10 protein-coding genes are annotated in these 13,043 nt (G+C 47.2%); 3 read left to right on the top strand and 7 right to left on the bottom strand.

The features are described from left to right. Positions 1-71: 71 nt before the first annotated feature. Positions 72-1,094, bottom strand: a complete 1,023-nt coding sequence (locus SPIGRAPES_RS04485) for a TRAP transporter substrate-binding protein (RefSeq protein WP_014269582.1) — start codon at positions 1,092-1,094, stop codon at positions 72-74. Between the two features lie 77 nt (positions 1,095-1,171). Then, entirely contained in the window at positions 1,172-2,236 is a 1,065-nt protein-coding gene (locus tag SPIGRAPES_RS04480) for a LacI family DNA-binding transcriptional regulator (protein WP_014269581.1), read from the bottom strand. A gap of 232 nt (positions 2,237-2,468) precedes the next feature. On the opposite strand from SPIGRAPES_RS04480, the gene nagA reads away from it, so the two are divergent. The 3 genes from nagA to SPIGRAPES_RS04465 all read left to right on the top strand — a co-directional run bounded on the left by nagA (position 2,469) and on the right by SPIGRAPES_RS04465 (position 6,112). Further along, positions 2,469-3,647 carry an N-acetylglucosamine-6-phosphate deacetylase gene (gene nagA, locus SPIGRAPES_RS04475; protein ID WP_014269580.1) on the top strand — a complete coding sequence of 393 codons (1,179 nt, stop codon included), beginning with the start codon at positions 2,469-2,471 and terminating at the stop codon, positions 3,645-3,647. 46 nt (positions 3,648-3,693) lie between these two features. Further along, the gene (locus tag SPIGRAPES_RS04470; protein ID WP_014269579.1) at positions 3,694-4,437 is read left to right on the top strand and encodes a 6-phosphogluconolactonase; all 744 of its coding nucleotides are present in this window, start codon (positions 3,694-3,696) and stop codon (positions 4,435-4,437) included. Positions 4,438-5,329: 892 nt separating this feature from the next. Then, positions 5,330-6,112 carry an ice-binding family protein gene (locus SPIGRAPES_RS04465; protein WP_014269578.1) on the top strand — a complete coding sequence of 261 codons (783 nt, stop codon included), beginning with the start codon at positions 5,330-5,332 and terminating at the stop codon, positions 6,110-6,112. A 73-nt stretch (positions 6,113-6,185) separates the two neighbouring features. Here SPIGRAPES_RS04465 and SPIGRAPES_RS04460 read toward each other — a convergent pair whose 3' ends face one another. The 5 genes from SPIGRAPES_RS04460 to xdh are packed head-to-tail and all read right to left on the bottom strand — an operon-like array spanning position 6,186 to position 12,791. Beyond that, the gene (locus SPIGRAPES_RS04460; RefSeq protein ID WP_014269577.1) at positions 6,186-7,004 is read right to left on the bottom strand and encodes an FAD binding domain-containing protein; all 819 of its coding nucleotides are present in this window, start codon (positions 7,002-7,004) and stop codon (positions 6,186-6,188) included. Continuing rightward, positions 6,998-7,477: a (2Fe-2S)-binding protein gene (locus SPIGRAPES_RS04455; RefSeq protein ID WP_014269576.1), complete on the bottom strand. Its 480-nt coding sequence runs from the start codon at positions 7,475-7,477 to the stop codon at positions 6,998-7,000. The genes SPIGRAPES_RS04460 and SPIGRAPES_RS04455 overlap by 7 nt, the downstream gene beginning before the upstream one ends. Further along, positions 7,474-9,585 (bottom strand): xanthine dehydrogenase family protein molybdopterin-binding subunit, encoded by a 2,112-nt coding sequence (locus tag SPIGRAPES_RS04450; protein WP_014269575.1) that lies wholly within the window; start codon positions 9,583-9,585, stop codon positions 7,474-7,476. Before SPIGRAPES_RS04450 ends, SPIGRAPES_RS04455 begins: the two co-directional genes overlap by 4 nt. Next, positions 9,572-10,228 (bottom strand): nucleotidyltransferase family protein, encoded by a 657-nt coding sequence (locus SPIGRAPES_RS04445; protein ID WP_014269574.1) that lies wholly within the window; start codon positions 10,226-10,228, stop codon positions 9,572-9,574. Before SPIGRAPES_RS04445 ends, SPIGRAPES_RS04450 begins: the two co-directional genes overlap by 14 nt. Then, positions 10,221-12,791: a selenium-dependent xanthine dehydrogenase gene (xdh, locus tag SPIGRAPES_RS04440; protein WP_014269573.1), complete on the bottom strand. Its 2,571-nt coding sequence runs from the start codon at positions 12,789-12,791 to the stop codon at positions 10,221-10,223. Before xdh ends, SPIGRAPES_RS04445 begins: the two co-directional genes overlap by 8 nt. Positions 12,792-13,043: the final 252 nt, after the last annotated feature.

Below are 13,043 nucleotides of genomic sequence, written 5' to 3'. Positions count from 1 at the left end.
ATTGGATAGGACAGGATTCATCATGCAACCAATAGATTGCATGATGAATCACCACACGCTGGTAAGATTTCTTATTTGATAGCTTTGATAGCAGCGATAGTTTCTGTATATTGGGGATATTTGTCATAGATGCCAGAGACGGCATCCTGGAATTCTTTCGTATCGACTTCGGTTATTTTGCTTCCGGCTGCTTCGACCTTTGCACGAGCCTCACCCTGATAGTCCTGCATTGCCTGTCTTTGCCAGACTGCTGCTTCCTTTGCTGCTTCACGTACTGCAACCTGCTGGCTTGCACTCATCTTGTCCCAAGCAGTTTTGCTCATGAGCAACATTGCGGGAGGAGCCATATGTCCGTCAAGGGCATAGTATTTCGATACTTCATAGTGACCACTGGTGTAATAGGAAACAAAGTCATTTTCTGCACCGTCGATAACTCCGGTTTGGAGGCCTTGATATACTTCACCATAGGACATCGGGGTTGCAGCTGCACCCAGGAGCTCCACCATTTTGATGGCAACATCTGACTGCTGGACACGGATTTTCATTCCTTTTAGGTCAGCTACCTTGGTTACTGGTTTTTTGGTAGTATAGAAACAGCGTGAACCAGCTTCCCAGTATTCAAGACCGATCATGTTGTATTTTGTAAGCCCGTCACTCACCGATTTTCCGATTGAGCCATCAAGGACCTTATACTTCTGGTCAATGCTGGTGAAGATATAGGGGAGTGTAAATACGCCGACTGCATCGGCAGTCGAGACCATTGCAGAACTGTTGACTCTGGCAAAATCCAATGTTCCGGCTTGGATTTGGTCAATGGTTTCGTTTTCTGTGCCTAATTGGGCATCCAGATACACTTCAATGGAGACAGTTCCATTAGTCTTTTCTTTGACCAAGTCCGCAAATTTCAGCATTCCCTTCGAAACGGGGTTTTCAGCAGATTGATTTTCCGCCAGTTTGAAATTTAAAACAGGTTCAGCTTTTACGGTTGGCTCAGCAGCCTTTGTGGTAGTTTCTGTTTTTGTTTTTGCGTTGCAACCGATAAGCACACTGATAAGTAACGACAGAACGAGCAGAGAAGATACAAGCTTTTTCATTTTTTCTTTCCTCCCAAAAATGAAACCTATGGCAATTTCTCTCCCTATCAGCCAAACATGCTGTTGGGATAGTAATTTCAGATACGGTCTTTGAAGAAATGGAGATTGTTTTTCATGATGATACTTATTGGTACCGTTACTGCATCAGAGGCAGGTGTGCTTTTCTGGATAATATAAGAAAACAATAGATGGAATCCCCTGATTCCCTTGTCATATCCATTTTTATAGATAAGAGCCTGCAGTACATTGTCGGTTAATAATTGAGCGGTTTCCGGATACAGGTCGCTTCCAACCCCTCGAATTTTTCCTGCCAGACCACAGTCGATAACTGCCTGTGACAGGGGGAGGGTTTCTCGTGCCGTTACAGAATAGAAAGCCACGATGTCATCATGTTCCCTGAGAAGTTTCACTGCTTCCGAATAGGTTTTCTCATAGTCTGCATAACTGTGGATAACCAGACATTCAAGAGGCAATTTGTTTTCCTCAAGATAGGACTTGAATCCGGTCAAGTTGTGGCTGTGCGATGGGTTGAGCTCAGCTCCTCCCGCTATCAATACTTTTCCACGCATTGGTGCCATATACGAGATTACCTCTGCCCCAAGGCGCCCTGTGAGTGTGTTGTGTGGTGCAACGCAACATAGTCTCCCTGAATCAGGAATATCGTTGTCCATAAGGACTACAGGGATGTTGTTATAGGTATAGCGTTCGATAATCCTTCTCGTCTGTTCATCCTGCTTGACCGGAATAGTCAGCAATCCATCAAGGTTGCCATTGTTTTCGTTGAAAATTCGGGCAAGGACACTGTATTGGCTATCCGATGTTTCTTCAAAGGTGTCAAAGATCAGGTGTACATTAAGATCATTGGCTTCCGCTTTGCAGGAACGAATGGCATCCCAGAAATAGCGGTAGTAGTATTGACCGCTTCCGAACTCAGAGGGAAGTACTACTGCTAGGTTCATGGTCCGGCGTTTGAGAGACGAGGCTACATAATTCATTGTGTAACCAAGTTCTTCGGCCTTTGCAAGGATTGTCTGCCTAACTTCGTTGCTGATTCCTTCTTTGTTATGTATCGCCCTGTGTACCGTTGTCCTTGAGACTCCTAGTGCAAGTGCAATATCTTGTAAAGTGGTTTCGCTACTCATATGCTTTTAACCTTAAATTTGTTAGATTATCGATTACGTAACTGATAACGGAATCGATTACTTGACATTATCACCTTTTGAATGCAAAATCAAGACATAAAAATTAAAGTTGTAGCGACACCTTTGCCTGTACCTGTGATATCGTAGTTTTCACCCCTTGGTGAGGAAATTGATTTATCATGGGGTTTGATTCTGTTGACTGAAAGGTAGGGAGAGAGGGGAGCAATTTTTTATGAAAACGTTTATCCATGCCAAGCTGATTAGCCCTAGTGGTATTATCAGCCCAGGTTTTCTGAAAGAGGACAAGGGAATCATAGTTGATGTCGGTAGAATGGAAGAACTTGACCAGGTCATTGGCGAAGTAGTTGACTGTGCCGGTTCCTATCTTTCTCCCGGGTTCATCGATATACATAATCACGGCGGTGGCGGATGTGATTATATGGACGGTAATGTCAATGATATCCTCTGTCCTGCCCGTGTACACCTTGCCCATGGGACAACTTCGCTTTTTCCCACCACGCTGTCCAGCAATGACCATGATTTGTACCAGACCATAGATAATTTCAAGGCAGCCCAGAAGGTGTCTGATTCCATGCCAAATTTACTTGGCTTGCATTTGGAAGGCCCCTATTTCAATATTGCCCAGAAAGGGGCCCAAGACGGGAAGTTTCTCAGAAACCCTTCGGTAGAGCACTACATGAACATAATCGAATATGCAGAGGGGACTATCAAGCGGTGGTCTTTGGCTCCCGAATTGCCTGGTGCCCTTGAAATGGCAGATAGACTTTCAGGCATGGGGATCCTTCTTGCCGCAGGCCATACCAATGCAACCTATGAGGAGATGCAAAAGGGCTTTGACCATGGGATCACCCATGTTACCCATTTATATTCGGGGATGTCGACCATAACCAGAAAGGATGGGTTCAGGGTTCTGGGGGCTGTTGAGAGTGCCTTTCTCATTGATGGCATGACTGTCGAGCTTATCGCAGATGGGATGCATCTACCGCCTGAATTGTTACGCTTGGTACTCAAATGTAAAAATCATACTGAAATTTGCCTTTGCACTGACAGTATGCGCGGTGCAGGAATGAAAGATGGCCCGTCAATTCTGGGGTCCCTTAAAAATGGGCAGGAAGTATTTATCGAGGATGGGATTGCCATAATGCCAGATAGGCAAAGTTTTGCAGGTAGTGTTGCCACAGCCGACCGTCTGGTGCGCGTGATGGTCAAGGATGTCGGGCTCGATATCTGCGAAGCGGTGAGTATGATGAGTCTCAACCCGGCACGGTTCCTACATTATGATTCTGTTAAAGGTTCGCTGGAAATAGGAAAGGATGCCGACTTGGTCGTATTTGATGAGAATATACAGGTGTCAGCTGTTTTCGTAGGCGGGAAGTGCCAGTCATTCTGACTTTGACCCTTTAATCTATGTGTTATTTCTTTCAGGAGGAAATACGATGAACGTGAATATTAACATTGCCCCGGATCCAAAGACCTTGGGGCACAACGCGGCAGAAGCGATTGCAATTCTGTTACGTGAGGCTATCAAGGATCATGGGACTGCAAGGATAATCCTTTCGACAGGGGCTTCCCAGTTTGAGACCATTTCGGCGCTCGTGGAAATGGATATTCCCTGGGACAAGGTAGAGATGTTCCATCTTGATGAATATGTCGGTCTGAGCGAGTCTCATAAGGCAAGTTTCCGAAAATATCTCAAGGAACGTTTTGTCAGCAAGATTTCCCTCAAAGCTGCCCATTTTGTAAACGGTGAGGGAGATGTTTCGAAAAACATTGAAGCGTTGACCAAAGAACTCAGGAAATCTCCCATTGATGTCGGGGTTATAGGAATTGGGGAAAACGGACATATTGCCTTCAATGATCCTCCTGCAGATTTTGACACAGAACAAGCCTATAAGGTTGTCAATTTGGACGAGAGATGTAAGTTGCAGCAAGTTGGGGAAGGGTGGTTTCCTACTCTGTCCGATGTCCCTTCCCAGGCAATTACCATGTGTGTAAAACAGATTATGGCATGCAGGCACATTGTGACAGCAGTTCCCCACCAGGTTAAGGCCAAGGCCATCTTTGACACGTTGACACAGAGTGTGAATCCGAATGTGCCGGCTACTATCATGAAGGGACATCCTTGTTGGCAACTGTTCATCGATGATGCCTCGGCAGGAATGCTTTTCAAACTATACTAGTGAGAGCCTTTTTCAAAATCCGCATATAGCATAGGTATTTGGTTTTTTCCATCCGGATGAATGAAGTGCGATAGTATCATGATCTCTATTTCGACCCCCTGTAATTCTTCTGTTTCCTAGGAGACCAGAACATTGCAGGGGGTTTGTTTTCTCTTTGGTGGTCAGGCCCTGCTTGCCTGGAATGCGTGAACGAGCAGGGACAAAGAACTTGGACTGACTGGACAGGGGCTTTTTTGGTGAAAAAAACAAGGCAGGAAAGAAGATGCCTTTCAGGATAAAGATCAATTGCAAATGCCGTAATGGCAGTGGTGGGATATATTCAAATTGATGGGAATTTATTTATGGATTCCTCAAAAAAATAGTTAAAAATTTTGTAAATAATCAATATATAGTATATATTTTTATATATATGCTATACATTGCATTGAAAATGCTGTATACTGGGATAGTAATAGATTCTCCTAATCGTCTAGCTGATGAATCTTCTTTCCGAAACAGGGCTTTCTCAAGCGTTGTTCTGACATCCTTACCTCGACAATGATACAGCTTCCTTACAAGAAATCAAATTTGGTGTCTGTATGCTTTTAGGTTCTCACAATTGGGGATTAACCATGAATTGACTATGCAATTCGAAGGTTAGATACCTGCCCTAGGTGACCTTTCACTCTCTAAAATACCGATTGTTTGCTCAAACAGAAGTGACATTTGATGGCAGCACGGTCTCCTAACCAGTTCTATGGCAACTTTTTTGCCAGGATAAAAATAGTATATGTAGCTAGCTTGCCGGATTGTAAGGATCCATACGCACGTGCAATTCCTTTCTTTCTATGCAACACATGACACGAAGGCGTAGACCCGGGATGTCAGGTTGCCACTACAGGAGTAGTAATCCATGAAAAAAATCACTTTTCTCTTATCTTTGCTTTCCCTTATTTTTGCAGTGACCCTGCTTGGATGTTCGGATACCCCGAATGTACAGATAACGAATCCTTCTGGTGAAGGTCCCAAGGCTGTTGTGTTGGGGACTTCAGCAGATTTTGTAATCTTGAGCAAAACAGGCGTCAGTAATGTACCAGCTTCAGCAATAACCGGTGATATTGGAACCAGTCCAATGAGTGCAACAGGGCTTACAGGCTTCGACCTCATTGCGGATGGCACCAATGTATTCTCCACTTCCACGCAGGTTACAGGAAAACTGTATGCTTCTGATTATGCAGTTCCCACACCTTCCAACCTCACTTCAGCAATCAGTGATATGCAGCTTGCCTATTCTGATGCGGCAGGAAGGCTTGTCCCTGACTACACGGAATTGGGATCAGGGGAAATCGGGGGAAGGACTCTTGCTCCTGGCCTCTATAAATGGGGAACCGGTGTTTCCATCTCTACTGATGTTACCCTAAGCGGAGGACCTAATGATGTCTGGATCTTTCAGATCGGGGGAGGCATTACCGTTGCCAGTGCCACAAATGTAATCTTGGAAGGAGGAGCTCTGGCAAAGAATATTTTCTGGCAAACGGCCGGAGCAGTCTCTCTTGGGACCACCTCTCACTTCGAGGGAATCATTCTTTCACAATCCGGCATCACCATGGATACGGGAGCGTCTATCAACGGAAGGTTGTTGGCCCAGACATTAATTGCCCTGGATGGCAATACAGTTGTGCAACCAGCCTTATAACATTTTTCCCCAATATCTCTCTCTTTTCCAAAGGCTTCAGAGCCTTTGGAGGAGAGAGTTTTTACTGTTCAATTCAAATCCCGTTCTGATCCAAAAAGTCGGATAACAGGTTCATACATACTGTTTTGCGGTATTCTGCAGAGACCCTTCCCTCGATGGGATTCAGGATAGACCTGTAGGCATCAAGGTAGGCATTCTTTGCTTCCTTTGCCTCCTCAATGGTTTTTCCCTCGAGCATGGCATCGAAATCGGGACGGCGGATAACCATAGCACTGACAGCACCGAATCCCGTTGCACAGGATTTGATAATGCCTCCTTCGATATCCATCATGGCAGCAAAGGCTATCCTTGAGATGGCCAGGGCTTTACGGGCCCCGATCTTTTTGTAATACCACGAAGAAGGAAGGTCCTTTGGCATGAGGACTTCGACGATTAATTCATCGGGTGCCAGATCCAGCATCTTCCTGCCTTTGTAGAATTTTTTGATAGGAACAATTCTTTCTCCCCTGACACTGGCTATGCGCAGATGCGAGTCAGTCACAAAGAAGATGAGTACTGTATCGGCTTTGGCCGACCCATTTCCGATATTGCCCCCGAGCGTTCCCAGATTCCTGATCGCAGGGGCTGCGAGTTCCCGTATCGATTGTTTGAGCAAGGGATGCGTCTTTGTATTCTGCAGGACCTCGGTAAAAGTGCAGGAGGCACCCAAGCGTAAGTATTGTTCGTCCTCGATGATCTGCTTCATTTGAGGTACCCGGTGCAAAAAGAGATAGTTCGCACCTTGTTTTTGCTCTACCATGAGATCGGTGCCCCCGATATAGGGGGTAAAAGAGCCTGTTGCCATGGCAGTCAAGGCTTCTGTGAGCGAAGTTGCGACAAATCCGTTTACCATAATCCTTTGCCCTCCTCTGCTGCAATCGCGATTGCTTTGACAATGGCGTTATATCCGGTGCACCTGCACAGGTTCCCTGAAATACCATCGCGGATTTCTTCCTCTGTGGGATTGGGGTTTGTATCTAAAAGGCATTCGCTTGCCAATACCATGCCGGGAATGCAGAACCCGCATTGGGCGGCGCCCACTGATGCATAGGCCTTGTCGATGACCTTGAATCGTTCTGTTTTGCTGTAACCCTCTATGGTCACGACGTTACAACCATCAACCCTGCCCATGGCAACCATGCAGGAATTGACCAGAAGCGAATCCATTATGATAGAACAGGATCCGCACTCTCCTTCCTTGCATCCGCATTTTACACCGGTAAGGTGAAAATGGTCTCTCAATACATCGAGCAGGCGGTCGGTTGCACTCCCTGCATAGGTGACCTTTTTCCCGTTCAAGATGAATGTAATGGCTTTTTCCATCATGCGTTCTCCTTTGCCAGCACAGTCATGGTGTCCTCTGTGGTATATGGAATATGGAAGAGTGAACAGCCCAAGGCTTGTTCAAGCGCTCCCACATAGGCCGGGGCTGCCCCAATGAGCGGTAATTCCCCGGCACCCTTTGCGCCGTAGGGGCCCAGTGGATATTTCTCTATGTGCAGTTTTGCCACCATGAGGGGTACATCGACAGATGTGGGGATGATATAGTCAGTGAAACTGTTGTTTCTTATTCTCCCTGTCTTGTCAGTATCCATATGTTCCATGAAGGCATAGCCAAGTCCCTGCATCAAACCCCCTTCCATTTGGCCAATGACAACATTCGTATCGATTGGGGTCCCTACATCATAGTTTCCGTACACACCGATAATCTTGGACTCTCCGGTGAGCGTGTCTACTTCAATCTCCAATACCGTAACTGCCCAGGCATAGGTGGGGTAGGCGTCTCCCTTGAAGGTTTCCAGGTCGAAAGGAATTACAAAATCGGGTTCTTTGAAGTGTTCCTCAACTTCTTGCTCTTCCCCGTCTTTCCAGATGCCCAGCAATTTGATGGAGGCCCTGCGCAGTAATTCCCCTACGATCATCAGGGACCTGGAGGCAACTGTAGGACCTGAATCGGGAACCCTGTCAGTATCGGGGTCAGCTGCAATGATTCTGTCCAAAGGAACATTCAGCTCATTGGCTACAATCTTGGAAAAAGTGGTCTTGATCCCTTGGCCTATCTCGGTATTGGAGGCAAGGATTTCAACCTTTCCGTCGGCATATTTACGGAGTTTTGCCACTGCCTTGATATGGTCCCGTTCCCCTGACCCTGTGAAGCCGGCCCCATGGAAGATAAGGGATAGTCCCATGCCCCTGCGATACCTTCCTTTCTGGTTCTTGTAGAGCGCCTGTTTTTCCGAGTAGAAGGAATAGGTTTCGATTTCCTCTACCATTTCTTTCAAGGGGACAGGGAAATGATATTTGCCGCTTGTCGAGGTTTCATCACCTTGTGCTGCCAGGTTTGCAAGTTTGAACGCTAAGGGGTCCATACCCAGATCCCTGCCGATATGGTCCATGATCAACTCGACAGCAAAGAAAGTCTGGGGGGCTCCGAAGCCACGGAAAGCCCCGGATGGTACTATATTTGTTTTCATCGCCCAGCCTTTGATATGGAGGTTGTCGACTTTATATACCCCCAAAGCTGAGATAACAGCCCTTTGCAGGACAACGGCCGAAAGGGTTGTATAGGCCCCTCCGTTAATCTTGACATCTATATCCATTGCCGTGACTTTGCCGTCTTTCACGGCAACTTTGTATTTGGAAATGGAGGGGTGTCGCTTTGGAGTGAATTCCATGTCTTCCCTTCTGTCGAAGATGACCCTTACCGGTTTCTTTGCCTTGTAAGCGGCTACTGCTATCTCACAGGCTAGGATGGAAGGGTAGTCTTCTTTTCCCCCGAAGCCTCCTCCGGTGACATCGGCCTTGATCTGGACTTGGCTTGCTTCATAGCCCATCGCCTTGGCAACCGCTCCATGGATGTAATAGGGACATTGCATGGACCCATGGATGGTTATGCGGTTTTCATGAGCAATGCCGATCATCCCTTGGCCTTCCATGTATGCCTGTTCCTGGATCCCTGTCCTGAAGGTTTCTATGTATACCTTGTCAGCCTCCTCAAATGCTTTTTTTACGTTGCCTTTCTCAATGGTATAGTCAAAGAAAACCGTGTCAGAATCTTCCAGTTTGATAATAGGGGTGAGTTCCTGGTACGTAATGGTAATCTCATTTGCCAGTTGGGCAACTTTCTGCTCATCGGGACCTACCACCATAAGGATCGGGTCGCCGATATACTCGACATTTCCCTCGCTGAAAACAGGGGTGTCGTCCTTGACGATGTGTACCCTGTTAACTCCTGGTACATCCTTGTAGTCGACAATGAGGTACCCCTTCTCAAGGGGAGGGATTTTGATATCCAAAATCTTGGCTTTTGCTTTCGACGATCGGACCAGCTTCCCGAATACCATTCCCTCGGTGGGGTAATCGGCTACATATAGGGCCGAACCGTCCATCTTGGGCCCGTGATCTTTTTTCCTGACCGAATTACTGATATCCATATGTACCTACCTCCTGTTTTGCCGGTTTGCCAGGGGTGTATTTCTCAATATATGAGCAATAATCCTTTCTGGTATCCAAATCGGTGTCACAACCCATGTCTTCAACCGAAACTGTTGCAATGTTATCTTCAAAATAGTGCCAAACGGAACGCAGACCTCCCTGCCCTTTGAAAAAGAGAATAGTGTCCCTGCATCGTATATCGATGAGCGGAGGATGCTTTCTTTTCTTGTCCAGACAGGGAAAGGCGACAAGGCAGCTTGTTGCAACCCAACATTCCATGAGCGATTGAAACGTGCTGCTGTGTATATCGGGCATGTCCGCAGGGAGTACGAAGAAGGCGTCGCAGTCGCCGAGCGATTGTACTCCGATCTGAATGGAATGCAGCATATCGGTTGTTTTGAAATCGTTGTTATAGACAATGGCAACCGATGATTGATACCGCTTTTCCAACATTCTTTCGATTTTTTTTCCTTGATACCCCAGAACCACAATTACGGAATCAACCCCGCTTTCGAGCATCGAGTCTATACTGTTCTCGATCATCGTTTTTCCACGCACCGGCATCAAAGGTTTGCATTCACCCATTCGCGAGGAGAGCCCTGCAGCCAGAATGATTCCCTTGATGAGCGGTGGTTTATGCATTTTTTGCCTTCTTGTAGTAGGTATTCTGCAAAGGGAGCGTGTTTCTTTCTTTGCCATCAAGGCGGTAATAGGCATGGCTGCATGCCGGGGATGTGGGAATGAGGCAAAGTTCCCCGACTCCTTTTGCGCCGAAGGCATAGGGGAGTTTCTCCCGTTCTGGCTGTATGAGCTTGACTTCTATTGGGGGAACCTGCGGGGCATGCAACAATCCAAGCCTTCCATACCGTATATTCGGATACCCCCCTTCTATGGGGTACTCTTCAGTCAGGGCAAAGCCGAGACCCATCACGATACCCCCTTCGATCTGACCCTCAACGCTTTGGATATTGACCGGTGTCCCAACGTCATAGGCTGCAACGATGCCCTGGAGTTTTCCTTCCTTGTCCAAGATGACAACCTGGGCAGCATAGCTATAGCTTACATGGCTGACCGGGTTTTCCTTTGTCGAGCCCATGGGGTCGGTTTTTGCCGAGAATTCCCCATAGAATTCCCTTCCTTCAAGCTCTGCAAGGGTTTTTCCTTGTTGCAGCTCTATAAACAGTTTCTCGGCCGCTCTTCTGACCGCTTCCCCAGTCACCACGGTCTGCCGGCTTGCAGTGCTGGTACCGCTGTTTGGGGTGCGTACGGTGTCTGCCCGTTCATGGATGATTACAGTCGGTGACAACCCAGTCTGCTGGCAAAACATCTGGGTGGCCATGGTGGCAATGCCTTGTCCCATACAGGCGGCAGAAGTCCTGATATGGACGATTCCTTTCTCTATGGATAGGATGCACCTGCCAATATCTTTGAGCCCGACACCGGTCCCGCTGTTTTTGAATGCACAGGCAAGTCCTGCATACGGACTTGACTCATATGACTTCTTGACAGCGAGCAGACATTCCTTCATTGCACAGTTCTGGTCAGCAATCTGTCCGTTCGGGAGCACTTGTCCAGGTTCTATTGCGTTGCGGAATCTGAATTCCCATGGGGAGATGCCAACCATTTCTGCAAGGAGATTGATGTTTCCCTCGGTGGCAAAACAACTTTGGGTAACCCCGAACCCCCTGTAGGCACCGCCTACAACGTTATTGGTATAGACTGACATTCCCAGAATATCGACATTCTGGTAGTTGTAGGGACCGGCGGCATGGGTGCAGGCCCGCTGTAAAACAGGACCTCCTAATGAAGCATAGGCCCCGGTGTCTGCGATAATGGTTGCTTTCATGCCAGTAAGATGACCGTTTTCGTCACAGGCAGTGGTGAAATCCATCTCCATCGCATGTCGTTTGGTGTGGTAGAGCAAACTTTCCTGACGGGAAAACTGCACTTTCACTGCTCGTTTCAACACCCAGGCCATCAATGCTGCATGGTGTTGTACGCTCATGTCCTCTTTCCCGCCAAAGCCTCCACCTACCAGCATGGAATGGCAATGGACTTTTTCCTTGGCAATGCCTAGCATGTGGGAAATCTCGCGTTGCTCGTCGTATACCGATTGGCCCCCGGTGTAGAGTAACAATCCGTCTTCGCCTTCCATCTGAGCTATGGCACACTCACTTTCCATGAAGGCATGGTCATTGAAAGGTGTAGAATAATGGCGGGTCACCACATATTTGGAATTCTTGATGGCTGTTTCGCTGTCCCCGCGTTTCAAGACCTCCTTGCTAAGGATGTTGCCACCTGGATGGATAGAGGGGGCATCGCTTTTCAAAGCCTGGGAAGGGGAGGTTATCGGATCGAGAACTGTATAATCGACTTCGATGAGCGAGATGACCTCATCGAGGGTTTCTTTGTGGTTGGTGGCTACCAAGGCGAGGGCATCGCCGATATAGCGGGTGGTCTCTCCTTGGGCAAGAAGGACATCCCAGTCCTGGATGATATGCCCTGTCTTATTATTGGGAACATCCTTGGCCAACAGGATTTTGACACAGTCACTGTGCTGCAAAGCCTTTGAGATATCGATCTTGTTTACGATAGCCCTAGGATATTTGCTTCTCAGTGCCTTTGCGTAGACCATATCGGGAACCACGATATCATCACTGAATAGCCCGGTGCCGAGAATTTTCTCCTTTGCATCGACTCGTTTGAACCGTTGGTTCAGAGAGCCATCTGTCTCTGGTAGGGGAATTTCCAGATTTTCCTTGAAGAAGCGGGCAGAAAGGAGAATGGCTTCTTCAATTTTTTTATAGCCGGTACAACGGCATATGTTGCCCTTGATAGCCTGTTGTACGTCAGAAAGTGTAGGCTCAAGGTTATTGTCCAATAGGCTTTTCGCCGAAAGCACCATGCCAGGGATACAGAAACCACATTGTACCGCCCCAGCTTCAGAAAAACAGTGGGTATAGACATCCTTTTCTCGCTGGGACAGGCCCTCTACGGTAACAATCGTTTTCCCAACAAAGGCTGACACTTTCTGCGTGCAACATTTTACTTTCCTGCCATCGGCAAGAATGGTACAGGAACCACATACACCTTCGCCACAGCCATTTTTTACGGAGGTTATGCGCAGGTCGTCACGGAGAAACAGGATCATATTCTTATCCTGCCTACACGAAACAACCGTACCGTTGACTGTCAATGAAATCATGAGGAGTCCTCCTTTTCCATTCAATATAATGATATAGGAGGACAAGCCCCAACGCAAACCTTTTAGCTTAGGAACGTATCAGATTCCATGCAATGGAGTAGGGAATTTTCTTTGGCTTTCACCTGTAGTGGGTTTTCAGGTTTGTAAGATACAATGATACGAACATTGCCAGGTTGTCTTGCTTCAAGTAGAGATAAGGGTTCCTCTTTGAAATCTTAGGTAGTAAAAGGTTCTTCGAACGAGAAACCAAGT

Origin of the sequence: Sphaerochaeta pleomorpha str. Grapes (assembly GCF_000236685.1) — a bacterium.
Taxonomy (GTDB): domain Bacteria; phylum Spirochaetota; class Spirochaetia; order Sphaerochaetales; family Sphaerochaetaceae; genus Sphaerochaeta; species Sphaerochaeta pleomorpha.
The sequence above is the reverse complement of the archived record's forward strand: the minus strand, read 5'-3'. Positions and strand labels throughout refer to the sequence as shown.